This window comes from Sedimentitalea sp. (assembly GCF_039973035.1).
Taxonomy (GTDB): Bacteria; Pseudomonadota; Alphaproteobacteria; order Rhodobacterales; family Rhodobacteraceae; genus Sedimentitalea.
Window position 1 is genome coordinate 450,516 of sequence record NZ_JBDWLR010000042.1, and the last position, 22,148, is coordinate 472,663.

Sequence of the window (22,148 nt, forward strand, 5' to 3'; positions counted from 1 at the left end):
AGACCGGGTTAATGTAGCCATGGCCAAACCTGACACCGTACAAGGCATCACCTGCACATCTGCGCGCCCGACCCTTGCCGCCGCCATATTGCTGGCCTGCGTCCTTTCGGTGCCGGTGTTTCTGATCCTCAGCCTGATTGATTGGCTGTTTCTCTAGGGCCTAGTCTGCCAGTTGCACCAAGGCATGACGTTTCTTGCCGGCGCTCAGCTTTACCGGTGACGACAACGCCGCCGCGTCCAGCATCAGCCCCGCGTCGGTCAGCGGCGCATCGTTGAACCGCGCCCCTTGTTCCGCAATCAGGCGCTTGGCTTCTTTGCCGGACTTCGCAAGCCCCGCACGCACGATCACCTGCACGATGGATATGCCATCGCCGATCTCTTCACGCGTCAGGTCGAGCGTTGGAAGATCATCGCCCACGCCGCCTTTGGCAAAGACCTCATGTGCCGTTTCCTGCGCGGTGGCGGCCGCATCGGCGCCATGGCACAGGGTCGTGACCGCATTGGCGAGCACGATCTTGGCCTCGTTGATCTCTTGCCCCTGCAGCGCGCCCAGACGGTTGCATTCATCAACCGGCATCTCGGTGTAAAGCTTGAGGAACCGGCCCACATCCGCATCCGTCGTGTTGCGCCAGAATTGCCAGAATTCATAAGGCGATAGCATGTCGGCGTTCAGCCAGATTGCTCCGCCCTGACTCTTGCCCATCTTGCGACCGTCGCTGGTGGTAAGCAGTGGTGACGTCAGGCCGTAAATCTCGTGATCGAGAACCCGACGGGTCAGGTCGATGCCGTTGACGATGTTGCCCCATTGATCAGAGCCGCCCATCTGCAAGAGGCAACCATAGCGGCGATTCAATTCGAGGAAATCATAGGCCTGAAGGATCATGTAGTTGAATTCGAGGAAGGACAGCGACTGTTCCCGGTCAAGCCGCGATTTCACCGATTCAAACGACAGCATCCGATTGACGGAGAAATGCCGCCCGATGTCACGCAGGAAATCGAGATAGTTCAGATCATCCAGCCATTCCGCATTGTTCAGCATCAGCGCATCAGACGGCCCATCGCCATAGGTCAGGTACTTGGCAAAGACCTGTTTCATTCCGGCGATGTTCTCGTCGATCTGTTCAGGGCCGAGCAGGGGGCGTTCATCAGACCGAAAGCTGGGATCGCCAACCTTGGTGGTGCCGCCACCCATCAGAGTAATCGGTTTGTGACCTGTCTTTTGCAGCCAGCGCAGCATCATGATGTTCAACAAATGGCCCACATGCAGCGACTTGGCGGTCGCGTCATAGCCGATATAGGTCGGGACCACCCCTGCGATCATGGCGTCGTCAAGGCCCTGATAATCGGTGCAGTCGGCGAGAAAGCCGCGCTCGATCATCGTGGCGATGAAATCCGATTTGGGATGGTAGGTCATGGCTTGCCTCGGTCTGGTGTTGCGGGGCAGTGTATAGGCGGCAGATGAGCAAAGGAAAAGGCCATGGATAAGGCCAGGGACCAAACAGGCACGGTGCGGGCGCTTGGGTTGATGTCAGGCACCTCGCTTGATGGCGTCGATGCGGCGGTGATCGAGACGGATGGGCACACATTATCGGCCTTTGGGCCGGGCAAATACCGGGCCTATTCCGCCGATGAGCAGACCGTGTTGAGCGCGGCTCTTGGCCAGTGGAACGGAGCACCTGTCGAGGCCGTCGCCGCTGTGGTTGAAGCTGCGCATCGAGACGTGATTGCAGAGTTTGAGGGGATCGACCTTGTCGGTTTTCACGGTCAGACGGTGGCGCATGAGCCGCACGGACGTGGCACGCTGCAAGTCGGTGACGGGGCCAGCCTTACCGAAACTCTGGGTGTGCCGGTAGTCTGGGATTTCCGCAGTGAAGACGTGGCACAGGGCGGCGAAGGCGCGCCACTGGCTCCGTTCTTTCATTTCGCATGCGCTCTCAAGATCGGAGCGCTGGCACCGATCTGTTTCCTCAATCTGGGCGGCGTTGGCAACCTGACATATGTGGACCCGTCGTTTAAGCGGCCAGAGGAACCGGGGGCGTTGCTGGCCTTTGACACCGGTCCTGCAAATGCGCCGATCAATGATCTGATGCAGGCGCGATTGGGAGCGGCAATGGACAAGGACGGGGTAATGGCCGCACGCGGGACAGTTGATGGTGCGGCCCTGAAACAGTTTCTGACCTCATCCTATTTTGAAAGAACGCCACCCAAGTCTCTGGACCGAAACGATTTTGACAGTTCCGCTGCACTGGTCGAAAGCCTGCCCGATGCAGATGCCGTCGCCACCTTGACGGCCATGGCCACCGCCGCCGTGGTACGGGGGATTGGCCTTTGCCCACAACCGCCGAGCCGGTTGCTGGTCACCGGTGGCGGGCGGCTCAACCCGGTGATGATGGCGATGTTGCGCGATGCGCTGGACTGCCCTGTCGATCCGGTCGAGGCCGTAGGGCTTGATGGTGACATGCTCGAGGCGCAGGCCTTTGCCTATCTCGCAGTTCGCGTGGCGCGGGGGCTGCCGACCTCATGCCCGGGCACAACCGGCGTGGACCGCCCCGTGGGTGGCGGTAGGATCAGTGATCCAGCACCTGCACATAGTCTCGCGTGAATTCCGCATAGCCATCCGACGTTGATCTCAGATGCTCTCGTGTAAACTGATGCAGCGCGGGAAGCTGGTGAAACGGCACTGAAGGAAAGGTGTGGTGTTCGGCGTGATAGGGCATGTTCCACGCCAGAAACCGCACCACGCGATTGGTAAACGTGGTGCGCGAATTTTCCAGCATATCGGCGACCGGTGGGCACAGGCCGTGTTCCGCGAGCAGATACAGCCGCAGGACTGGCTGACCGAGCAACACCGGTAGCAGCCAGAGCCAGAGTATCAGCGATGATTGGATTAGGCTGAGCGTGGCAAGCAGGTAAAGCGTAAGGATGATCCGGGCTTCGCGCAGCATGGCACGATGCCGGCGCGGCGGCAGATAGTCGGCGGTGATCTGGCCAAAGGCGTTGGTCCAGAGGGTGCGGACCATGGCGTACCAATAGCCCCAGCCACTGAGATAGATCAGCCACATTCGGCGGGTCCTAGGGCGCGGACCCTGGGCCAGTTCAGGGTCACGTAGCGGGTCATTGGTGAATTTGTGATGCGCGAGGTGGAAATAGCGGAACCAGACAAAGGGCAGGGCGATCAGGGGGGCGATGGCATGGCCGACAATCTCGTTCAGCCACTTTGACCGAAACGGTGTTTGGTGCGTGCATTCGTGGCTGAGCGTGAAGAGAAACACCAAAAGAATCCCCTGCGGCACCATCAGCACCGGCCAGAACGGAACGCGAAAAACGATCCCCGCCGAACACAGCGCCAACAGTGCGACATAGATCGCGAGGTGCCGAATTCCCGCGGCGTTTGTCCGCCGGGTCAGGTCTGCCTTGTCATCAGAGGACAGGCTGCGGAGCAATGCGATATGATCCATGCTCTGACTCTGTCGCGCGATGGGCTCGCTGGCAAGGGCGGTTCAGGATCGGGGAATGTCAAATCCGGGGGGTGCGAGGGTGAAGCCGTCGAACTGAAAGCCGGGGCTGACCGTACAGCTGACCAATGTGTACTCGCCCGTCGTCCGCGCCGATTGCCAATGGTACTCTGGCACGATGATCTGCGGCGGCCCGCGTGTCAGATCGGGTGTCAAAAGGTGGTCCGTTGCAGGACCATCCATGTCCGCACTGATCGACAAAGTCAGCGGCGCGCCCGCGTGATAGAGCCAGATTTCGGTGGCATCGACCTTGTGCCAGTGGCTGATCTCGTCACTTTGCAGCAAGAAATAGATGCAGGTGCCGCTGGGTCGGCCAGCATTCTCTGCAACCCATGTCTGTCGATACCAGCCGCCTTCCGGATGCGGCGCAAGGCCCAGATGGGTAATGGTCTCGTCAGCTGTCATGCGCGCAGTCTCTGGCAATCGTGTCACGGGTCGTTATGTATAAGACATGACTCTGAGCATCCCCTTTGACAACAGTTATGCGCGCCTTCCCGGCGCATTCTTTTCCGCGCAACCGCCAAGCCCGGTTCGCGCCCCAAGGCTGATCGCGTTCAACACCGATCTGGCAAAACTGATGGGAATCGCGCCCGGCGAGGTCGAAAGCATGGCGGAGGTGTTCTCCGGGAACAGGTTGCCTGATGGTGCGATGCCGATCTCGCAGCTTTATTCCGGCCACCAGTTTGGCCAGTACAATCCGCAGCTTGGTGACGGGCGCGCGGTGTTGCTCGGCGAAACGGTGGGCACCGACGGGGTGCGCCGGGATATCCAGCTCAAGGGCTCGGGGCGCACGCCCTATTCGCGGGGCGGTGACGGGCGCGCTTGGCTGGGTCCGGTGCTGCGTGAATACGTGGTGAGCGAGGCGATGCATGCCCTTGGCATCCCGACGACCCGCGCGTTGGCAGCGGTGGAAACCGGCGAGCTGGTCTATCGCGAAGGGCCGATGCCCGGTGCCGTTCTGACCCGCGTTGCGGCGAGCCATCTGCGTGTCGGCAGCTTTCAGATCTTTGCAGCGCGTGGCGATGCCAACAGTTTGAAACGGCTGACGGACTATGCGATCGCCCGTCACTACCCCGAGGCGGAGGGGCCAATGGGGCTCTTGACCGCAGTGCGCGATGCGCAGGCGCGGCTGATCGCGGCTTGGATGGGGGTGGGGTTCATTCACGGCGTGATGAATACCGACAACTGCGCGATTTCCGGGGAAACAATCGACTATGGGCCCTGTGCCTTCATGGACGTCTATGATGCGTCCAAGGTTTTCAGCTCGATCGACCGGATGGGGCGCTATGCCTACAGCAATCAGCCGGATATCGCGGTCTGGAACCTTGCCCAGCTTGCAACCGCGCTGATCCAGCAGTTTGAGGACCGCGAGGCAGTGGTCGAAGAAGCGACCGAGATTGTGCATGCGATGCCCGAATTGATACGGCAGCACTGGCTGGCCGAATTCGGAGCCAAGATCGGGCTGGCCGATGCGCGACCCCAAGATGCCGGGTTGATCGCCGACCTGCTGTCGCGGATGGCAGAGAATCAGGCGGACTTTACCAACACCTTCCGCGCCTTGACGACGGACACGGCGCGCGATCAGTTTACGGAGCCCGCTGCGTTTGATGGCTGGCAGGCAGACTGGCAGGCCCGCCTGAAAGACGAACAGGACCCGGTCGCCGTGATGCGGCAGGCCAATCCCGCCTTTATCCCCCGTAACCACCGAATCGAGCAGATGATCGAGGCGGCGGTCGACGGTGACTATTCTCTGTTTGAGCGTTTCGACACGGTCTTGGCCCGGCCTTACGAGGAACAGCCAGAGCATGCAGACTTGGCGCGTCCACCCATGCCGGACGAGGTCGTACCTGCAACCTTTTGTGGCACCTAGCGGCGGTTAATCAGGGTAATGCCGACCGCCACCAGGCACAGTGCGCCCCAGATTTGTGGCCCAACGGTTTCGCCCAATATTAACCAGCCAAACAGAACGGCAAGCACGGGCGACAGGAACGAAAAAGAGGTAACGCTGTTGGCTTGATAGATGGTCAGCAACCAGAACCACATGAGATATCCCAGCCCGACAACGACAAAGGCCTGAAACGCCAGACCAGCAAAGTGAATCGCCTGCGGATCGCGGATCAGCGGGCCAAAGAGCGGCGCAAGCGCCAAAAGAACAACCGCCGACACCGCCACCTGACAGAGCAGTTGTGTTTCGGGGCGCATCCGCTGCATCGGTGTCACCCGAACCATGAGCGCAATCGCGGCCCATCCCAACGCCGCCCCGAGCGCCAGCAAATCGCCCCAGATGTTGGCGGCACCGCTGCTGCGATCCGCCACGGCGAGAGCGACCCCGCAGAGGGAGAGAAAGAGGCCGGCCATGCGGATCGGGGTAAGCCGTTCGCCGGGCAACAGCAGATGCCCGCCAATCGCCACCCAGACCGGCATCGAATAGAACAGGATCGATGCGCGCGACACGGTTGTCAGATCAAGAGCGGTATATATGCATATGAATTCGAACGAAAAAACGAACCCTAAAATGATACCCCAGAAGGCTGTACCCGACGGAGGCGTGAGAACATGGCCACGCGCCCGCATCCAGATCAGCAGGAAAACTGTGGCACCGACAGAGCGTAACACGGCCTGAAAGACCGGGCCAAAGCCTCCGCCAGTGACCTTGATTACGACCTGATTGAACGCGAGTATTGCGGCGAATCCGATGAGGGCCGTCGCCCCGAATACGTCGATGCTGCGCTTTTCATTCATTTGCCCAAAGAACGGGCGCTTGGTTCACAAGTCAAGCATCCTTGACGGGCTGCGCTTGCGGTTCCTGCGCCAAGATCGCATTAGTGGCCCAACAGCAGCCTTGGCCAACAATGAAACCACAACCACCTGACACTGACAGCCTGCGATTGGCGAGTTACAATATCCAGAAATGTGTCGGCCTTGATTTGCGTCGGCAGCCTCGTCGAATCCTGCAGGTGTTGGAGGGGCTGGGTGCAGAGATTGTGGTGCTGCAAGAGGCGGACAAACGCTTGCCGCCCCGACCAGCTGCTTTGCCCCATTTCGTGCTGCACGAGGCCGGTTGGCAGATCGCCGATCTAGGCGGGGCAGGGTCGCTAGGTTGGCACGGCAACGCGATCATCTGGCGCGGATCGCGTATTTCGCTGACAGAAATCGGGCAGATGACCTTGCCGGGGCTGGAGCCGCGTGGAGCAGTGCGGGCCGAGTTTAAAACACCTTTGGGACCGCTCAGGGTGATGGGCCTGCATCTGGGGCTGATCGGGCAGTATCGTCGCAGGCAGGTTCAGCATCTGGCCGAATTGTCGGCAGGGCTGGCCGAGATGCCGACCATATGGGCTGGTGATTTCAACGAATGGTCGCGCCTACCGGTGCTAGATCAATGTGCGCCCAAGATGCGGTTTCTTCCTCCGCGTCCAAGCTTTCCCTCGCCACGTCCGATGGGTCCGCTGGACAGAATCGCATTAAGCGCCGGATTGATCGCGACGCAACACGGTGTCTATGATGAACGTCCCGCGCATATTGCGTCCGATCACCTGCCGATATGGGCGGATTTGGCCTCTGAATAGGGCTGCCAGACGCGTCTGCGCGAGAATTTGTGAATATTTCCCCTTCACAGGCTGCAAACTTCTGTCACGGTATAACCCGTAGATTTTGCAATTTGAATCAAATGGGGAGACCGACATGAGTCTGATGGGAACACTGGCAAAGCTGGCAATCGGATACGCAGCGGCGCGAGGCGTGGACAAGATGTCTGGTGGCGGTGGCGTTGGCGCCCTGTTTGGCGGTGCGCAGATCGCGCCGGACGACGCACAGGCTGATCAGGCACCCGGCGTGGGCAACATGCAGGACATGATGGCGCAGATGGGCGGCGGTGCCGGAATGGGCGGCGTTCAGGACATGATCTCCCAAATGACCAAGGGCGGTGGCATGGGCAACATGCAGGAGATGATCCAGAACATGGCATCCCAAGCGGGGTTCGATCTGTCGGCCCTGACCGGTGGCGGTTCCGCATCTGCGTCTGACAAGGGTGGATTGTTGTCGAGCCAGCCTGAGAGTGGACCGGGGCTGGCAGGTGTGCTGGCTGCCCTCGGCGGTGCTGCCGCGATGAGCGGTCAGGGAGCCGGGGCCATGATTGATCAGTTCAATACCTCAGAGACCGCACCCCAGGCCGAAGAGGTTGCGGGCCTCATGCTGCGCGCGATGATTCAGGCCGCCAAGTCGGATGGAGAGATTGATTCTGACGAGCAGGCCAAGATTATGGATACCGTTGGCGCCGATGCGAACGCGGATGATATCAGCTTTGTTCGTGCCCAGCTTGCCGCACCTGTGGATGTCGAATCGCTTGCCGCAGATACGCCCGAGCCGCTCAAGGGGCAGGTCTATTCCATGTCATTGATGTCGATTCGCCTGGATCGTCAATCAGAGGCCGAATATCTGGATAGCCTTGCGCGTGCTTTGGGTTTGAACCAGCAGGCCGTGAATGCGCTGCATCTGCAGATGGGCGTTCAGCCGCTCTATTCCTGACCCATGGCGCTGGTTGTCACGTTGGCCAAGGTCGCGGTCGGGTTCGCCCGATCGCGGGGAATGTTAGACGGATCGGATGGGGACGGACCCGAGATCGACAAGGAAAAGGCCAAGGCGCTGCTGGATCGGGCGACCGAGGGCGGCGACAAGGCGCGCCAGTTGGTCAGCGACCTGCAGGATGGCAAAGGCCGCGATCGATTGCGTGGCATGGTCGTCAAGGCCGCGCAAACACGCGGTTTGACCATAGGACAAGGCGATGCCGAAGGATCCGAGCCCCCAGAGTCCGCCTCTGATGAAGGGGCCGTAACCGCCGCCTCCGCAACCGAGGCCGAAGCAGAGTTGGGGGTCGACGTGATGATGACCGCGTTGAGCGGCGCGGCCACTGAGACGGATCAAAGCGTTGATGATCTGCTTGACGCTTTTAACGCGGAAAAGCCGGTCGCCGAGGTGGATCAGGCGGCTGTGCTGATGCTGCGGGCAATGCTCATGGCGGCAAAGGCCGATGGCGAGATTGACTGTGAAGAACGCGCCGCAATTCTTACAGCTTTGGGCCCGGATACCGACGACGATGATCGGGCGCTGGTGCAGGCTGAATTGGCGGCGCCAATCGACATTGCTGCGATGGCTCAGGCCACACGGCCCGGTCAGGCGGTGCAGATCTATTCATCGGCCCTGATGGCAATTCGGGTTGATACACCACCCGAGGCGATCTTTCTGGACCGGTTGGCTCGGGGACTTGGCCTGTCAGAGCATGTCGTCAACGCACTGCATGTTCAGATGGGTCGCGCGCGGCTTTATCGCCAAAGCTGAACGACCGGGGCATAACCCCGGTCGTTTCTAGTCTTATCACGCTGCGGATTTCTGACCGCCACCTTTGCCACGGCTCGGCCTGCGGCGGCGGCGTTGACCGCCGCCGGGTTTTGCTGCGGCGCCACCGCCACCTTGACGACGAGGGCCGCCGCGACCGCCGCCACCGCCGCGTTTGGGTTTGCCTTCTTCTTCGCTTGGCTCCCACGGACGGCCGGATGCAACAGGGATGCTGATGCCCATAGTCTTTTGGATCGCCTTGAATTCGCCCATCTCGTCCGGTGCGCAGAATGCGATCGCGGCACCGTCCTTGCCTGCACGTGCAGTGCGGCCGATGCGGTGCACATAGTTGTCAGGCACGTTGGGCAGGTCAAAGTTATAGACGTGTTTCACATCCGGAATATCCAGCCCGCGCGCTGCGACATCCGTCGCCACCAAAACCTTGATCTCGCCCGCCTTGAATGCGGTGATCGCCCGGTCGCGTTGTCCCTGGCTCTTGTTGCCGTGGATCGAAGCGGTCGCGAAACCGCGCTTTTCGAGCAGCTTCATCAGCTTTTCGGACCCATGTTTGGTGCGGCCAAAGACCAGCGCGCGTTCGTCCTTGTGCTTGTTCAAGAGCTCGATCAGCAGGTTGGTCTTTTCGGCCTTGGCGATAAAATGCACCTCTTGCGTCACTTTGTCGGCCGCCTTGCCCGGAGGCGTGACTTCAACGCGGATCGGGCGATCGAGATAGCTTTGCGCGATCTCGTTCATCTGCTTGGACATGGTGGCCGAAAACAGCATGGTCTGCCGCTCTTTGGGCAGCATGGCGGCAATCTTGCGCAGGGCATGGATAAAGCCGAGATCCAGCATCTGGTCGGCCTCGTCGAGCACGAGGAAACTGCAGGTTTCAAGGCTCAAGGCGCGGCGATCCATCAGGTCGATCAACCGTCCGGGTGTCGCCACCAACAGGTCTGTGCCGCGCTCAAGGCGCTTGATCTGGGCATTGATCGACTGGCCGCCGACAACCATGCCAACCTTGAGCGGTGTGTTCTCACACATGGCGCGCAGGTTCTGCGAGATTTGTCCTGCCAATTCGCGGGTTGGCGCAAGCACGAGGCCACGCACGGCATAGCGTTCCGGTTTCTTGCCAAATTCCAGCATCCGGGTGACCAGAGGCAGGCCAAAAGCCGCCGTCTTGCCGGTGCCAGTTTGTGCAAGGCCCATCACGTCGCGCCCGTTCAGCGCATGGGGGATTGCCTGTTTCTGGATCGGGGTCGGATCGGTAATGCCCATATCCGCAAGGCGTGCCACCAGCTTGGCGGGCAGGCCCATCATATCAAAATCGCTCAATTCATATCCTTTCGGGCCTGCAGGGTGCAGGCCTGTCGTCTGGCCACATCCGCGGCCACAATGGGGAGCGCCGACCCTCTTGGTCCGACGGCAGCATGCCGCAAACGGACTGGTCCGACGCGTTTGGCCCCACGCGTGATTTTGGGAACACGGTATCGCTATCTTGCATTCGGGCCACATTGCGGCCGGGCGGATAAACCCGCTCTCGATCTTTCCTGCTCACGCGGCAGAAGATAACGCTTGAGGGGCACATGGGCGCTTATGCGGCACAAGTCAACCCGCAAGGTGATTATCGACGGTGGCGAGACCGCGCATTTTGCGGCAATATTGGGTACGCCTTTCGCTTTTCCTGCCCGCCGGGATGTTTTAAACCCGCGACGACGCCCGCGCCGAGAAGGACCGACATGACAGACACGATCATCGCCCGTTGTGAGGCCAAGGGCCTGCGGATGACCGGACAGCGGCGTATCATCGCTCAGGTGCTGCAGGACAGCACGGACCATCCGGATGTGGAAGAGCTTTATGCCCGCGCCAGCGCGCTGGATTCGGGCATTTCGATCGCCACGGTTTACCGGACGGTCAAACTGTTCGAAGAGGCCGGAATTCTTGACAGGCTCGAATTCGGCGATGGCCGCGCCCGGTACGAAGATGCGGAGCGGGATCACCACGATCACTTGATCGATATGAATTCCGGCGAGGTGATCGAATTCGTCGATCCCGAGATCGAGGCGCTGCAGGAGAAGATTGCGGCAAAGCTGGGCTATGAACTGCGCGGCCACAAGCTGGAACTGTATGGGGTCCCGATCCGCAAGCGTTAGGCGCGCACGCGACGCCCCAGCATCAGCGGGATCAGCACGATCAGGATCATCAGCCGCGCAACGTGGCAGGCGGCGACGAAACCGGGGCTGGCTGCCATCGTTGCGCCAAGCGCGATCATCGTTTCCAGCCCACCGGGCGCAAACGCCGCGAGGACATGCGCCGCCGGCATCCCGAGCGCCGCAGCGACCGGGATTGCAGCGATCGTCGTTATGATGACAGCGACAAGTGTTGTACTCAGGCCTGCCAGCAGAGAACTGGCAAATTGATGCCGGGTCATTCCGACAAACCGGGTGCCGATCATCGTGCCCAAAATCAAGAAGGCCGGGGTCAACAGCATCTCCGGTACCGCACCAGATGTGACCTCTGTGACGTGCCCTAGGGCCGAGACCATCATCGCTCCCAATAACAGTGGCGCGGGAAAGCGCAGTCGGCTGAAAAGTAAGCCGACACAGATTGAGGCGACCACAAGACCCGCAAGCGAAATCATCGGAAGGGGAGCGTCGCCCGACAGGACCAAATCACTGAAGTCGTACCCCATCGCAACGGCGATGAACGGCACCGAAATGGTCAGAAACAACAACCGGATCGACTGCACTACCGTGATCCGCGCAACGTCGATGTTCAGGTCGGTGGCAAGGCCAAGGACAAAGCTGAGATGTCCGGGGGCTGCAGCGAGGGTGGCACTGCGGGAATCAAAACCGAACCCGCGCACCAACACCGTGCGGCACAGGATCATTGTCACGACCAGTGCGCCGACCAGCACCACGAACGCCAATGGCCAGCGCAACAGCACCCCTCCGGCCTGCGGATCGAACCCGGCGCCGATCCCCAGCCCCAAGACAATGAAACCGATGTCGCGCACCGGGGGCGCTATTGCGAGGGGCAAGCCTGACAGGCTGGCGATGCTGGTTGCAAGGGCAGGGCCCAACAGCACCCAGGCCGGGAACGATAACAAATAGGCAACGACCGCGCCGCACAGCCCGACAAGGATCGTCAGCAGCGTCGCCATGGTCACGTTCAGGGATGCAGAGGCAGGCATGGCCGCGTGCCTAGCATTCCGCCGGGTGCATCACAATTGCGGGCGACGGCCGCAGAGGTGCCATGCAGTAAGCGCAACTCTGACTTGCGGAGGTGTCGGTTTTAGGACAGAGCAACTCGGTAGTCCTGACTCCCGAAAGTGAATGATATGGAAAATCTGCGCGGTGCAGCGTTGATGACGCTGGCGATGCTTGGCTTTGCCATTGAGGATATGTTCATCAAGTTTCTGGCCGGTGCGTTTCCCACGTGGCAGATCATCGGCGTGCTGGGCGTGGGTGGGGCCAGTGTCTTTGCCGTCCTGACCCTGTTGCGACGCGAGGCGTTGTTTCCGCGTGCCGCTCTCAGCGCAACGGTTTTGGTGCGCAACCTCGGGGAACTGATCGGCACGGTCGGCTTTGTGTCTGCTATCGTGTTGACGCCGATCTCGTCAGCCTCGGCGATCCTGCAGGCAACACCGTTGGCGGTGACGCTCGGCGCGGCGCTTTTCTTTCACGAACCCGTCGGTTGGCGGCGGTGGAGTGCGATCCTGGCGGGGTTTGCCGGAGTCCTGCTGATTATCCGCCCGGGGATGGATGCGTTTGATCCGTTGTCGCTCTTTGCGGTCATGGGGGTGATCGGCCTGGCATTGCGCGATCTGGCCACGCGCAACGTGCCGCGTGTAACCTCGTCATTCCAGCTCAGCTTTCTGGCGTTTCTCACCCTGATCCCGGCGGCGGCTCTGCTGTCGCTGTACAGCCCGCGTGACGTTGTCGTACCTACCGCACCGCACTGGTTCCTCATTCTGGGTGCGGTCGTCATGGGGGTTGCTTCCTACTACGCCATCGTCGCCGCGATGCGGGTGGGCGAAGTGTCTTTTGTCACGCCGTTTCGCTACAGCCGCCTGATCTTTGCGCTGATTGTCGGGGTGTTCATATTTCACGAAACGCCGGATACGCCGATGCTGATTGGGGCGGCGATCATCGTGGGTTCGGGCATCTATACGCTCTGGCGGGAACGCAAACTGCGCCTTGCGCGGCAAGAGTCTCTTTCCCTTGAGGCGGCCCACGGGTATGAAACGTCCAAATCCATTTGAGGGACAGACCCACATGAGCACGATTATCGATATCCATGCCCGCGAAATTCTGGACAGTCGGGGCAATCCGACAGTTGAAGTGGACGTCATTCTGGAAGACGGCACCATGGGCCGCGCGGCGGTTCCCTCTGGTGCCTCCACTGGCGCATATGAAGCGGTCGAGCGGCGTGACGGGGACAAATTCCGCTACATGGGCAAGGGCGTGCTGGAAGCGGTCGCTGCGGTGAATGGCGAGATTGCCGAGGAACTGGTCGGGTTTGACGCCACTGAGCAGGTCGCAATTGACGGGGCCATGATCGAACTCGACGGCACCGAGAATAAGGGCCGTTTGGGTGCAAACGCCATACTTGGCGTCAGCCTTGCCGTGGCCAAGGCCGCCGCAGATTTCACCACGCAGCCGTTGTTCCGCTATGTCGGTGGTACGTCTGCGCGGCTGCTGCCGGTGCCGATGATGAATATCATCAATGGCGGTGAACACGCCGACAACCCGATCGACATTCAGGAATTCATGATCATGCCGGTCAGCGCGACCAATATCCGCGACGCGGTGCGCATGGGCTCCGAAGTGTTCCACACGCTGAAGAAAGAACTGTCAGCGGCAGGCATGTCCACGGGGCTTGGTGACGAAGGGGGCTTTGCACCGGAACTCGGCAGCACCCGTGACGCGCTGGATTTCGTGCTGAAATCCATCGAAAAGGCGGGCTATACGCCGGGTGATGACATCTATCTCGCGATGGATTGCGCCGCGACCGAATACTACAAGGACGGCAAATATGTCATGGCGGGCGAGGGCAAGTCGCTGAGCTCGGATGAAAACGTCGACTATCTTGCCGCTCTGGTTGCCGACTATCCGATCATCTCGATAGAAGACGGGATGTCCGAGGACGACTGGGATGGCTGGAAGGCCCTGACCGAGGCGCTTGGCGACAAGGTGCAACTGGTTGGCGACGATCTGTTTGTGACCAACCCCGCGCGCTTGGCCGAAGGCATCAGCCGGGGCAGCGCGAATTCCATGCTGGTCAAGGTCAACCAGATCGGCAGCCTGACAGAAACGCTGCAAGCGGTCGACATGGCGCACCGCGCCGGATTCACCAATGTGATGAGCCACCGTTCGGGCGAAACCGAAGATGCCACCATTGCCGACCTCGCTGTCGCCACCAACTGCGGGCAGATCAAGACAGGCTCGCTGGCGCGTTCGGATCGGTTGGCGAAGTACAATCAGCTGATCCGTATCGAAGAAGCCTTGGGCGAAGTCGCGGAATTCGCGGGCCGGTCGGTGCTGCGCGGCTGAGGTTCGGTATCGCGCCGATGATCAAGGTAGTAGATGCGACCACAGCAGCGCAGTTGAACGCGGTCCGGCAGCTTTGCTGGGCGTATCGCGACTTTCTACTGACCTTTGATGCTGAGAACGCCCGGATCATCCGGACGTTCTATCCGCACGATGTCTATGCCGATCTGATGGAAAACCTGACCCGCGACAGTGCACCGCCGCACGGGTCGGTCAAACTGGCCTTGAAAGACGGCGAACCGGTTGGCTGCGGGATGAGCCGTACGCTGGAACCGGGTGTCGCCGAAATCAAACGCGTCTATGTCACCGATGCGGCACGTGGCACAGGGGCAGGGCGCGCCATCATGACCGCGCTGATCGACAAGTGCCGTGCGGATGGTTTCAAGATAATTCGGATGGATACGGGCAAGCCGCTCAAGGCTGCAACACAGTTGTATCTATCGCTCGGTTTCGAGCTTCGCGGCCCCTATTACGACGTGCCAGCGATCGCTGACGGGTTGCTGCTGTTCTTTGAGCTTCGTCTTTGAACCGGTAACGCCAGCCTCAGCTGCTTTGCCTGATGGCTATAGCTTTCGGCTCATCAGCATATAGCGTTCACGTGCGCGAAAGCCGGCGCGGGCGTAGAGCCTTTGGGCGGCTTCGTCTTCGCGATCAACTTCCAGATGCAAGCCCTTTACCCCGGCATCCCCGAGCGCCTTGGGCAGGCTGATCAGCACTTCGGTGGCAATGCCGCGTCGACGCACCGCGCGGCGCAGGTAAAGCTCGTCGATGAACGCATCCATGCCGCCAAACTCGACCGACCAGCCAAAGGTCACGATGACATAACCGATAGGCGCGCGGGCCGGGCCGATCAGATAGGCCGCACCATGAGGGATGCCGTCCAGCAATGGCGCGAGGCCCGCTTGGCGTGCCGCATCGGACTGTTCGATCCCCTGTTCTGCATGAAAGGCCGCGACCAAAGAGGTCAGCCGATTCAGGTCATCGGGTTTGGCAAGATGGAGTGCTGCGCTCATGAGCCTGCTTTCGTTGCTGTACTGCTGGTTTCAAATGACCGGATGCGGCTTGGTCGATTGCGGGTCTTGTTGCTGCCCGCCGGATGTACACTTCTACACAGGAAACCGTCGCGGATGCACCCCCGACTGCAGGCAAAAACCAGGTTCAGCCAGCATATGCGCGGATCACAGCCGCCCGAGGCGTTCGGTCAGCAGGTCAAAGAACCCGTCAGCATCGAGGTCGCCCATGAACATGGCATTCGGTGCGCGGTCGGTGACCCGCCACCAATCGGCGACCGTCATTCCCAACGTCAGTTCCGACTGCGTCTCGATCTCGACATTCACGTGCCGCCCACTGAACAGGTCGGGTCGGATGAGATAGGCGGTGACACATGGGTCATGCAGCGGCGCACCTTCGCTGCCGTACTTCTCCCTGTCGAACCGCTCAAAAAAGTCGGTCATGTCGGCCACCGCGTTGCCGACCCGGGTGCCAAGCGCGCGAAAGGCATCGTTGCGTGGGCGCGTCACCAATGCCTTGTGTGTGACATCAAGCGGCATCACCGTGATAGGTGCGCCGGATTTAAACACGATATCAGCCGCTTGTGGGTCGACGTAGATGTTGAACTCGGCGGCTGGCGTGATGTTACCCACCTCAAAATATGCGCCGCCCATCAGCACGATTTCGGCCGCTCGGCCTACGATGTCAGGGGCTTTCTCAAATGCCATTGCGATGTTGGTGAGCGGTCCCAGAGGGCAAAGCGTTACCGCACCATTGTCATGGTTGCGCAGGGTGTCGATGATGAAATCGACCGCATGTTTCGGCTGCATCGGCATGGTCGGATCGGGCAGAACCGGGCCATTCAACCCGGTCTTGCCATGCACGTGTTCGGCGGTCACCAGTTCGCGCCCCAGTGGCCGGTCGCAGCCTGCGTAAACAGGCACATCCGACCGACCGGCCAGTTCACAGACGATGCGGGCATTCTTGGCGGTCAGCGCCAGTGGTACGTTTCCGGCAACGGCAGTAATGCCCAGAACCTCGATTTCATCCGGGCTGGCCAGTGCCAGCAATATTGCCACCGCATCATCCTGTCCGGGGTCGGTGTCGATGATGATCTTGCGTGCGCCCATGTCTGCCTCTTGCATCTGCCAGACACCGAGAGTGTCAAGGTGGCTCGATTTTGTCCAGAAGCCGATTGCACGCTGGCGCGGCTTCGCCCATCTTCGCGCCTATGACAAAACCCGTTCTGATCCACGCAGGGGCGCACCGCACTGGCACCAGCTCGTTTCAACTGTGCCTGCATGAAAATCGCGCGGTGCTTGACCGGCATGGGTATGACGTTGCTTATCCAGGTCGCGATGGAGTCCCCAAGGGCAATTTGCGCCTGCCGCTGCCGCGTCGTCGTCACGGAGAAAAGCGCATTCCTCAATACGCGAAACAGGTGCGGGATGTCATCGCGGGGCTTAGCCCGGACGCGGGCCGGGGCCTGATTCTGTCGGAAGAGAACATTCCCGGCCCGATGCTTCATTTCTATCATGGTCAATTCTTCCCCGCGTCGCACAAGCGGTTTTTGTCACTGGCCGGGGCGCTGGAGGCCCCCCCGGTTCATTTGCTTTATGTCGTTCGGTCCTATGCAGAGTTGTTTGTCTCGGCCTATCGTAAGCGGGCCGAGGATAACCCGGTCGCGCCGTTTTCAGAGATCGTGCCGAATTTCATGGCGATGGACCGGGGCTGGCCTGAATTGCTGAGCGAGATGCGAGATACGCTTGGTGCCAAAACGTTGACTGTTCTGCCCTATGAGGCGCGTGGCAGCAGCCGTGCGTTGCTTCTGCGATTAGTGCCGGAACTCGCTGGTGAGGACCTCGTGGAACCGTCCCGCACCGTGAACCTGAGTGCGACGGATGCCGCGCTTGAAACCTTGCAAGAACGCTATCGGGCAGGTGAAACGCTGCCCCGCAGAGTCTGGCAGAGGATCCTGCAGGATAATGCGGACAAGACCGACCGGACAGGGTTCGCCGCGTTTCCCGAGACTGACCGGCAGGTCTTGCAAGCGCGCTATGATGCGGATCTGGTGCGGTTGGCCGAGATGCCGGGGATCAGCTTTCAGCCGATCGCTCAACCTGTTTGACCGCATCCCACAGCGCATCCATTTCGGCCAGATCACTGTCCTGCGGAGATTTGCCCCTCGCGGCCAGCTTTGCCTCGACCCCCTGAAAACGGCGGATGAACTTGGCATTTGCACGGCGCAACGCTGCCTCGGGTTCGATGCCAAGATGACGGGCGAGATTGGCCATGACAAACAGCAGATCGCCAAATTCTTCTTCGACTTGATCCGCGTCCATCTGATCGCGCGCCTCGGTCAGTTCGGCGGCTTCTTCGGTGATTTTGTCCAACACATGCGACGCATCCGGCCAGTCAAACCCAACGCGAGCGGCACGTTTCTGCAGCTTGTGGGCCCGTAGCAACGCAGGTAACCCGACGGCGACCCCGTCCAGCGTGCCCTGTTGGGCCTGACCCGCCCGTTCCTCGGCCTTGATCGCTTCCCAATCGGCGGTCTGCTGTTCGGCCGACTTGTCACGGGATTCGTCGCCAAACACATGTGGATGACGGGCCACCATCTTGTCTGAAATCGCCCGCACCACCGATTGAAAGTCGAAATGCCCGGCCTCTTCGCCCATCTGGGTGTGGTAGACCGTCTGCAATAAGAGGTCCCCCAGTTCGCCTTCCATCTCGCCCCATGCACTGCGGTCGATGGCGTCGGCGACCTCATACGCTTCTTCGATCGTGTAGGGAGCAATCGAGGCGAAATCCTGTTCGATGTCCCACGGACAGCCGGTTTCAGGATCCCGAAGGCGGCGCATGATTTCCAGCAGCCGTTCAATTCCGGCGTTTTGGTCATTAATCAACGAGTCATCGGGCATTGCGGCGGCCTTTGTTCCTGTGTCAGATGCATCATCCACCCCGCGAGACAGGAGTCCAGCCCATGCCCGTTGTGAACCGCATTGCCGATTTTTCGGCAGACATGAGCGAATGGCGACAGCATCTCCATACCATTCCAGAACTGGGATTCGATTGCCCGAAAACCGCAGCGTTCATTGCTGAGCGACTGCAGGAATTTGGCGTTGATGCGGTGCATGAGGGGATTGCGCAGACTGGGATCGTGGCATTGATCAAAGGCCGCGAGCCGGGACCAACCATTGGGCTGCGCGCGGATTTTGATGCGCTGCCGATCGCGGAAGAAACTGGCGTTGAGTATGCCAGCACCCACCCCGGCAAGATGCACGCCTGTGGGCATGACGGGCACACCACGATGCTTTTGGGGGCGGCACGGTATCTGACGGAAACGCGGAATTTCGCGGGGACCGTTGCGTTGATTTTTCAACCGGCCGAAGAGGGGGGCGGTGGCGCCCAGGTCATGGTGCAGGAAGGTATCATGGACCGGTTCAACATTTCCCAGGTCTATGCTCTGCACAATGCACCGGGGTTTGAGCCGGGAGGGTTTTACACCACGCCCGGGCCGCTGATGGCGGCGGTGGATACCTTCCACGTCGACATACAGGGGGTCGGTGGTCACGGTGCCATGCCACATGAAACCTGTGATCCGGTGATGGCCGCTTGCGGCATTGCGCAGGCGATCCAGACCATCGTCAGTCGCAATCACTATGCGCTGGACGATCTGGTGGTGTCGGTGACGCAGATCCATACGGGGACTGTCGACAATGTGATTCCAGATACGGCCTATATCAACGGGACGGTCCGAACTTTCGATCCGCGCGTTCAGCAAATGGTGCAAGAGCGCATGACCACCATCGTGGCCGGGCAGGCGGCGAGCTATGGCGTCGCGGCGGAGCTGCGTTATGACATCGGGTATCCGGCGACGATCAATAATGTTGAAAAGGCAGGGTTTGCCGCGGACATCGCGCGGGAGATTTCCGGTGAAAACCGGGTTGTGGGCGAGGCAGGGCGCGAGATGGGGGCAGAGGATTTTGCCTATATGCTTCAGAAGCGCCCCGGCGCTTATCTGTTTCTGGGGCAGGGAGATACCGCAGGCCTGCATCACCCCAAGTACAACTTTAACGACGAGATCGCGCCGGTCGGAGCATCGTTCTTTGCCCGACTGGTCGAACGGGCTCAGCCGCTGACCGTCGCAGAGGAGGCATAAATGGCACTGGAAGACGCAAAGACCCAGGTCGATCAGGCCTTCACCCGCGAAGATTTGCGGGGGCTGTCTTTTGAGAATGCCTTTGGGGGCGCGACCTCGTTTCTGCGCCGGCGCTATACCAAAGACCTGACGGGTGTGGATATCGCGGTGACAGGTATTCCCTTTGATCAGGCCGTGACCAACCGCCCCGGGACCCGCCTCGGCCCGCGTGCTATTCGCGAGGCCAGCGCGCTGCAGGCGTTTGATCCACCCTATGGCTGGCCCATCGACGTGTTGAGCGATCTTTCGATTGTCGACTATGGTGACATGGCGTTTGATTACGCGGATGTTCCGGCGTTTCCCGACCGTCTGACGACACATATTCGCGGAATTCTGGAGGCCGGTGCCGCATCGGTCACGTTGGGCGGGGATCACTACATCAGCTTTCCGATTCTCAAGGCTTATGCAGAGAAATACGGGCCTATGTCGCTGCTGCAGTTTGATGCCCATACCGACACCTGGCCCGACGATGATATGTCGCGCGTCGATCATGGCACGATGTTCTACAAGGCGGTGAAAACTGGCCTCGTCGATCCCGCGCGCTCGGTTCAGGTGGGCATTCGTACGGTGAACGAGGACACGTTGGGTGTGAATATCATCGACGCCCGCGAAGTGCACGATATTGGCCCAAAGGCGGTGGCGGCCAAGATCAAATCCATACTCGGCGATAACCCCACCTATCTCAGCTTTGATATCGATGGCCTTGATCCGGCCTTTGCGCCCGGTACCGGTACCCCGGTTTGGGGTGGGCTGAGCAGCGCGCAGGCCGCAGTGATCCTGCGTGACATCGCGGGGATCAACATTAAAGGTGGTGATGTGGTCGAGGTTTCACCGCCGTTTGACACGACCGGCGCAACGGCCATTGCCGGAGCCCATGTGGCGAGCGAAATCCTGTGTCTGCTGGGGTGGGGTAAACTCGCATGAGCGACAAGAACCAACCGATCAGCGGCAATGACCTCGCCCGGTTCTCGGGCCCGAATACCTTTATGCGTTTGCCTGCCGCGACTGCGCTAGAGGGGCTGGACGTGGCGGTGCTTGGCATTCCGATGGACATCGGCACCTCGTGGCGGTCTGGCACAAGGTTCGGACCCAAGCAAATCCGCGCCGAGAGCGCGATGATCCGGCCCTACAACATGGCAACAGGGGCCGCGCCATTTGAAAGTCTTCAGATCGCGGATATCGGTGATCTTGCGATCAACACGTTTTCCCTGCGTGAAAGTATTCGCATCATCTCAGAGAGTTATGATGCAATTCTTACCCATAACTTGATCCCGGTGGCCATGGGAGGAGATCACTCGATCACCTTGCCGATCCTGCGGGCAATCGCCCGCAAACACGGCCCTGTTGCGCTGGTCCATGTTGATGCCCATGCGGATGTAAATGACGAGATGTTCGGCGAGCGTGAAACCCACGGAACCGTTTTTCGCCGCGCTTATGAAGAAGGGCTGATCCAGCCGGACAAGACCTATCAGATCGGCCTGCGTGGCAGCGGCTATGCCGCCTCTGATTTCACCGAGGCGCAGGGCTGGGGCTTTCAGCAGTTTCCGGCACGCGATCTCTGGCATCGCCCACTTGCCGATCTGGGCGCTGAAATCTGCAGGGATATCGGTGACAGGCCGACCTATGTGACCTACGATATCGACAGCCTTGATCCTTCGTTTGCGCCTGGCACCGGAACGCCCGAAATCGGTGGGCTGACGACGCCGCAGGCAATGGAACTGATCTGGTCGCTGGCGGGTGCAAATATCGTTGGCTGTGATCTGGTTGAGGTGTCGCCGCCTTATGATACGTCTGGAAACACAGCGCTGACGGGCGCGAATCTGCTTTATGAACTGCTCTGCGTGCTGCCCGGCGTCGCGCGGCGCTAAATGGCTTTGCTTGAGAGAACGGAATGAGACGACTGATGGTAATTGTATGGCTGGTTCTGACGCTCGTGGTTGTCGCGATGGGGTATGTCAGGCTTGCGCCCAGCGACCCGGTTGAATGGCACCAGATGCCGGATCAGCCGCAGGTCAAGGATTTTGCGAATGGCGTGATCCGCGTGGTCGAGACTGGTCCCAATGGGCTGGCAGAACTGGACGCGATTGCCACTGCGACCCCGCATACCGAACGGCGGTTCGGATCGGTCGAGGATGGCATGGTGACCTATGTGACCCGATCTCTCGTCTTCGGTTTCCCGGACTATACCACTGCGCGTCAGGCCGGCGATACATTGGAAATCTATGGTCGCGCCCGGTTTGGAAAGTCAGATCTTGGTGTGAACCGTGCGCGCGTCGAGGGCTGGATCGATGCTCTGCAGCCGGGATGACACGCACCCTTTGCTGACCTCACGCCACATGGGCACGTTCAGCGACATCTGGCATTGCGCCATAAACATCCGCCCATCGACGTGCAAACAGATGGTTTCACCCAGATCAACGCGTGCGCCGCTCTTGTCGGTGCAAAAACAATCCTGCACCTTGCCGCCAGGGCCGGTCACGTCGGCAAGGGCGGGGCAGGCACTTGCCAGCATTATCAGCAATAAAATCCGTTGCATGGTTAAATCCTACCATAGCCTGCCTC

General features: G+C 60.2%; 25 protein-coding genes. 15 read left to right on the forward strand and 10 right to left on the reverse strand.

The annotated features are described in order from the left end of the window. Nucleotides 1-19: 19 nt before the first annotated feature. Nucleotides 20-157, forward strand: a complete 138-nt coding sequence (locus ABJO75_RS10870) for a hypothetical protein (RefSeq protein ID WP_348130166.1) — start codon at nt 20-22, stop codon at nt 155-157. 3 nt (nt 158-160) lie between these two features. Here ABJO75_RS10870 and tyrS read toward each other — a convergent pair whose 3' ends face one another. After that, nucleotides 161-1,414 (reverse strand): tyrosine--tRNA ligase, encoded by a 1,254-nt coding sequence (gene tyrS, locus ABJO75_RS10875; protein ID WP_348130169.1) that lies wholly within the window; start codon nt 1,412-1,414, stop codon nt 161-163. A gap of 63 nt (nt 1,415-1,477) precedes the next feature. Here tyrS and ABJO75_RS10880 point away from each other — a divergent pair, with 63 nt between their 5' ends. Next, on the forward strand, nt 1,478-2,602 hold the full coding sequence (locus ABJO75_RS10880) for an anhydro-N-acetylmuramic acid kinase (RefSeq protein ID WP_348130172.1): 1,125 nt from the start codon (nt 1,478-1,480) through the stop codon (nt 2,600-2,602). Here ABJO75_RS10880 and ABJO75_RS10885 read toward each other — a convergent pair. Next, nucleotides 2,568-3,458 (reverse strand): fatty acid desaturase, encoded by an 891-nt coding sequence (locus ABJO75_RS10885; protein WP_348130175.1) that lies wholly within the window; start codon nt 3,456-3,458, stop codon nt 2,568-2,570. The genes ABJO75_RS10880 and ABJO75_RS10885 overlap by 35 nt on opposite strands. A 42-nt stretch (nt 3,459-3,500) precedes the next feature. After that, entirely contained in the window at nt 3,501-3,920 is a 420-nt protein-coding gene (locus tag ABJO75_RS10890; protein ID WP_348130178.1) for a cupin domain-containing protein, read from the reverse strand. A gap of 46 nt (nt 3,921-3,966) precedes the next feature. On the opposite strand from ABJO75_RS10890, the gene ABJO75_RS10895 reads away from it, so the two are divergent. Beyond that, on the forward strand, nt 3,967-5,385 hold the full coding sequence (locus ABJO75_RS10895; protein WP_348130181.1) for a protein adenylyltransferase SelO: 1,419 nt from the start codon (nt 3,967-3,969) through the stop codon (nt 5,383-5,385). Here the strand turns inward: ABJO75_RS10895 and ABJO75_RS10900 are convergent. Next, nucleotides 5,382-6,257 (reverse strand): DMT family transporter, encoded by an 876-nt coding sequence (locus ABJO75_RS10900; protein WP_348130184.1) that lies wholly within the window; start codon nt 6,255-6,257, stop codon nt 5,382-5,384. The two genes, ABJO75_RS10895 and ABJO75_RS10900, sit on opposite strands and share 4 nt — an antisense overlap. A 110-nt stretch (nt 6,258-6,367) precedes the next feature. On the opposite strand from ABJO75_RS10900, the gene ABJO75_RS10905 reads away from it, so the two are divergent. The 3 genes from ABJO75_RS10905 to ABJO75_RS10915 all read left to right on the forward strand — a co-directional run bounded on the left by ABJO75_RS10905 (nt 6,368) and on the right by ABJO75_RS10915 (nt 8,849). Further along, nucleotides 6,368-7,081: an endonuclease/exonuclease/phosphatase family protein gene (locus ABJO75_RS10905; protein ID WP_348130187.1), complete on the forward strand. Its 714-nt coding sequence runs from the start codon at nt 6,368-6,370 to the stop codon at nt 7,079-7,081. Between the two features lie 115 nt (nt 7,082-7,196). Continuing rightward, nucleotides 7,197-8,039: a DUF533 domain-containing protein gene (locus tag ABJO75_RS10910; protein WP_348130190.1), complete on the forward strand. Its 843-nt coding sequence runs from the start codon at nt 7,197-7,199 to the stop codon at nt 8,037-8,039. 3 nt (nt 8,040-8,042) lie between these two features. After that, the gene (locus ABJO75_RS10915) at nt 8,043-8,849 is read left to right on the forward strand and encodes a DUF533 domain-containing protein (protein WP_348130192.1); all 807 of its coding nucleotides are present in this window, start codon (nt 8,043-8,045) and stop codon (nt 8,847-8,849) included. Nucleotides 8,850-8,885: 36 nt separating this feature from the next. Here the strand turns inward: ABJO75_RS10915 and ABJO75_RS10920 are convergent, their stop codons facing one another. Next, nucleotides 8,886-10,178 carry a DEAD/DEAH box helicase gene (locus tag ABJO75_RS10920; RefSeq protein ID WP_348130194.1) on the reverse strand — a complete coding sequence of 431 codons (1,293 nt, stop codon included), beginning with the start codon at nt 10,176-10,178 and terminating at the stop codon, nt 8,886-8,888. Nucleotides 10,179-10,582: 404 nt separating this feature from the next. Between ABJO75_RS10920 and ABJO75_RS10925 the strand changes: the two genes are divergently transcribed. Next, on the forward strand, nt 10,583-10,996 hold the full coding sequence (locus tag ABJO75_RS10925) for a Fur family transcriptional regulator (RefSeq protein ID WP_348130197.1): 414 nt from the start codon (nt 10,583-10,585) through the stop codon (nt 10,994-10,996). On the opposite strand, the gene ABJO75_RS10930 is transcribed toward ABJO75_RS10925, so the two are convergent. Beyond that, nucleotides 10,993-12,036, reverse strand: a complete 1,044-nt coding sequence (locus ABJO75_RS10930) for an AbrB family transcriptional regulator (RefSeq protein WP_348130200.1) — start codon at nt 12,034-12,036, stop codon at nt 10,993-10,995. The two genes, ABJO75_RS10925 and ABJO75_RS10930, sit on opposite strands and share 4 nt — an antisense overlap. 147 nt (nt 12,037-12,183) lie before the next feature. On the opposite strand from ABJO75_RS10930, the gene ABJO75_RS10935 reads away from it, so the two are divergent. The 3 genes from ABJO75_RS10935 to ABJO75_RS10945 are packed head-to-tail and all read left to right on the forward strand — an operon-like array spanning nt 12,184 to nt 14,922. Then, the gene (locus ABJO75_RS10935) at nt 12,184-13,107 is read left to right on the forward strand and encodes a DMT family transporter (RefSeq protein WP_348130204.1); all 924 of its coding nucleotides are present in this window, start codon (nt 12,184-12,186) and stop codon (nt 13,105-13,107) included. A 13-nt stretch (nt 13,108-13,120) separates the two neighbouring features. Then, nucleotides 13,121-14,398 (forward strand): phosphopyruvate hydratase, encoded by a 1,278-nt coding sequence (eno, locus tag ABJO75_RS10940; RefSeq protein ID WP_348130207.1) that lies wholly within the window; start codon nt 13,121-13,123, stop codon nt 14,396-14,398. Between the two features lie 17 nt (nt 14,399-14,415). After that, nucleotides 14,416-14,922, forward strand: a complete 507-nt coding sequence (locus tag ABJO75_RS10945) for a GNAT family N-acetyltransferase (protein WP_348130209.1) — start codon at nt 14,416-14,418, stop codon at nt 14,920-14,922. 36 nt (nt 14,923-14,958) lie between these two features. Here the strand turns inward: ABJO75_RS10945 and ABJO75_RS10950 are convergent, their stop codons facing one another. Next, on the reverse strand, nt 14,959-15,408 hold the full coding sequence (locus ABJO75_RS10950) for a GNAT family N-acetyltransferase (RefSeq protein WP_348130212.1): 450 nt from the start codon (nt 15,406-15,408) through the stop codon (nt 14,959-14,961). A 165-nt stretch (nt 15,409-15,573) separates the two neighbouring features. Next, nucleotides 15,574-16,515 carry a nucleoside hydrolase gene (locus ABJO75_RS10955; protein WP_348130480.1) on the reverse strand — a complete coding sequence of 314 codons (942 nt, stop codon included), beginning with the start codon at nt 16,513-16,515 and terminating at the stop codon, nt 15,574-15,576. 101 nt (nt 16,516-16,616) lie between these two features. On the opposite strand from ABJO75_RS10955, the gene ABJO75_RS10960 reads away from it, so the two are divergent. Beyond that, nucleotides 16,617-17,513, forward strand: coding sequence for a hypothetical protein (locus ABJO75_RS10960; RefSeq protein WP_348130215.1), 897 nt, complete (start codon nt 16,617-16,619; stop codon nt 17,511-17,513). On the opposite strand, the gene mazG is transcribed toward ABJO75_RS10960, so the two are convergent. Beyond that, nucleotides 17,482-18,306, reverse strand: coding sequence for a nucleoside triphosphate pyrophosphohydrolase (gene mazG / locus ABJO75_RS10965; protein ID WP_348130217.1), 825 nt, complete (start codon nt 18,304-18,306; stop codon nt 17,482-17,484). The two genes, ABJO75_RS10960 and mazG, sit on opposite strands and share 32 nt — an antisense overlap. A 62-nt stretch (nt 18,307-18,368) precedes the next feature. Between mazG and ABJO75_RS10970 the strand changes: the two genes are divergently transcribed. The 4 genes from ABJO75_RS10970 to ABJO75_RS10985 are packed head-to-tail and all read left to right on the forward strand — an operon-like array spanning nt 18,369 to nt 21,894. After that, on the forward strand, nt 18,369-19,547 hold the full coding sequence (locus ABJO75_RS10970; protein WP_348130220.1) for a M20 aminoacylase family protein: 1,179 nt from the start codon (nt 18,369-18,371) through the stop codon (nt 19,545-19,547). Beyond that, nucleotides 19,548-20,510 carry an agmatinase gene (gene speB, locus ABJO75_RS10975; protein ID WP_348130223.1) on the forward strand — a complete coding sequence of 321 codons (963 nt, stop codon included), beginning with the start codon at nt 19,548-19,550 and terminating at the stop codon, nt 20,508-20,510. After that, nucleotides 20,507-21,454 (forward strand): agmatinase, encoded by a 948-nt coding sequence (gene speB, locus ABJO75_RS10980; RefSeq protein ID WP_348130226.1) that lies wholly within the window; start codon nt 20,507-20,509, stop codon nt 21,452-21,454. The genes speB (ABJO75_RS10975) and speB (ABJO75_RS10980) overlap by 4 nt, the downstream gene beginning before the upstream one ends. Nucleotides 21,455-21,489: 35 nt before the next feature. Then, nucleotides 21,490-21,894, forward strand: a complete 405-nt coding sequence (locus ABJO75_RS10985; protein ID WP_348130229.1) for a DUF1499 domain-containing protein — start codon at nt 21,490-21,492, stop codon at nt 21,892-21,894. Here the strand turns inward: ABJO75_RS10985 and ABJO75_RS10990 are convergent. Further along, on the reverse strand, nt 21,832-22,122 hold the full coding sequence (locus tag ABJO75_RS10990; RefSeq protein WP_348130231.1) for a hypothetical protein: 291 nt from the start codon (nt 22,120-22,122) through the stop codon (nt 21,832-21,834). The two genes, ABJO75_RS10985 and ABJO75_RS10990, sit on opposite strands and share 63 nt — an antisense overlap. Between the last annotated feature and the right edge of the window lie 26 nt (nt 22,123-22,148).

Excerpts from the sequence above, each read along its gene's own strand:
- ABJO75_RS10955 (WP_348130480.1), bottom strand. The coding sequence starts at position 16,515 with ATGGGCGCACGCAAGATCATCATCGACACCGACCCCGGACAGGATGAT.
- ABJO75_RS10885 (WP_348130175.1), bottom strand. The coding sequence starts at position 3,458 with ATGGATCATATCGCATTGCTCCGCAGCCTGTCCTCTGATGACAAGGCA.
- ABJO75_RS10950 (WP_348130212.1), bottom strand. The coding sequence starts at position 15,408 with ATGAGCGCAGCACTCCATCTTGCCAAACCCGATGACCTGAATCGGCTG.
- eno (WP_348130207.1), top strand. The coding sequence starts at position 13,121 with ATGAGCACGATTATCGATATCCATGCCCGCGAAATTCTGGACAGTCGG.
- ABJO75_RS10990 (WP_348130231.1), bottom strand. The coding sequence starts at position 22,122 with ATGCAACGGATTTTATTGCTGATAATGCTGGCAAGTGCCTGCCCCGCC.
- ABJO75_RS10890 (WP_348130178.1), bottom strand. The coding sequence starts at position 3,920 with ATGACAGCTGACGAGACCATTACCCATCTGGGCCTTGCGCCGCATCCG.
- ABJO75_RS10910 (WP_348130190.1), top strand. The coding sequence starts at position 7,197 with ATGAGTCTGATGGGAACACTGGCAAAGCTGGCAATCGGATACGCAGCG.
- ABJO75_RS10905 (WP_348130187.1), top strand. The coding sequence starts at position 6,368 with ATGAAACCACAACCACCTGACACTGACAGCCTGCGATTGGCGAGTTAC.
- speB (WP_348130226.1), top strand. The coding sequence starts at position 20,507 with ATGAGCGACAAGAACCAACCGATCAGCGGCAATGACCTCGCCCGGTTC.
- speB (WP_348130223.1), top strand. The coding sequence starts at position 19,548 with ATGGCACTGGAAGACGCAAAGACCCAGGTCGATCAGGCCTTCACCCGC.
- ABJO75_RS10945 (WP_348130209.1), top strand. The coding sequence starts at position 14,416 with ATGATCAAGGTAGTAGATGCGACCACAGCAGCGCAGTTGAACGCGGTC.
- mazG (WP_348130217.1), bottom strand. The coding sequence starts at position 18,306 with ATGCCCGATGACTCGTTGATTAATGACCAAAACGCCGGAATTGAACGG.
- ABJO75_RS10925 (WP_348130197.1), top strand. The coding sequence starts at position 10,583 with ATGACAGACACGATCATCGCCCGTTGTGAGGCCAAGGGCCTGCGGATG.
- ABJO75_RS10935 (WP_348130204.1), top strand. The coding sequence starts at position 12,184 with ATGGAAAATCTGCGCGGTGCAGCGTTGATGACGCTGGCGATGCTTGGC.
- ABJO75_RS10930 (WP_348130200.1), bottom strand. The coding sequence starts at position 12,036 with ATGCCTGCCTCTGCATCCCTGAACGTGACCATGGCGACGCTGCTGACG.
- ABJO75_RS10900 (WP_348130184.1), bottom strand. The coding sequence starts at position 6,257 with ATGAATGAAAAGCGCAGCATCGACGTATTCGGGGCGACGGCCCTCATC.
- ABJO75_RS10970 (WP_348130220.1), top strand. The coding sequence starts at position 18,369 with ATGCCCGTTGTGAACCGCATTGCCGATTTTTCGGCAGACATGAGCGAA.
- tyrS (WP_348130169.1), bottom strand. The coding sequence starts at position 1,414 with ATGACCTACCATCCCAAATCGGATTTCATCGCCACGATGATCGAGCGC.
- ABJO75_RS10960 (WP_348130215.1), top strand. The coding sequence starts at position 16,617 with ATGACAAAACCCGTTCTGATCCACGCAGGGGCGCACCGCACTGGCACC.
- ABJO75_RS10985 (WP_348130229.1), top strand. The coding sequence starts at position 21,490 with ATGGTAATTGTATGGCTGGTTCTGACGCTCGTGGTTGTCGCGATGGGG.
- ABJO75_RS10880 (WP_348130172.1), top strand. The coding sequence starts at position 1,478 with ATGGATAAGGCCAGGGACCAAACAGGCACGGTGCGGGCGCTTGGGTTG.
- ABJO75_RS10870 (WP_348130166.1), top strand. The coding sequence starts at position 20 with ATGGCCAAACCTGACACCGTACAAGGCATCACCTGCACATCTGCGCGC.
- ABJO75_RS10915 (WP_348130192.1), top strand. The coding sequence starts at position 8,043 with ATGGCGCTGGTTGTCACGTTGGCCAAGGTCGCGGTCGGGTTCGCCCGA.
- ABJO75_RS10895 (WP_348130181.1), top strand. The coding sequence starts at position 3,967 with ATGACTCTGAGCATCCCCTTTGACAACAGTTATGCGCGCCTTCCCGGC.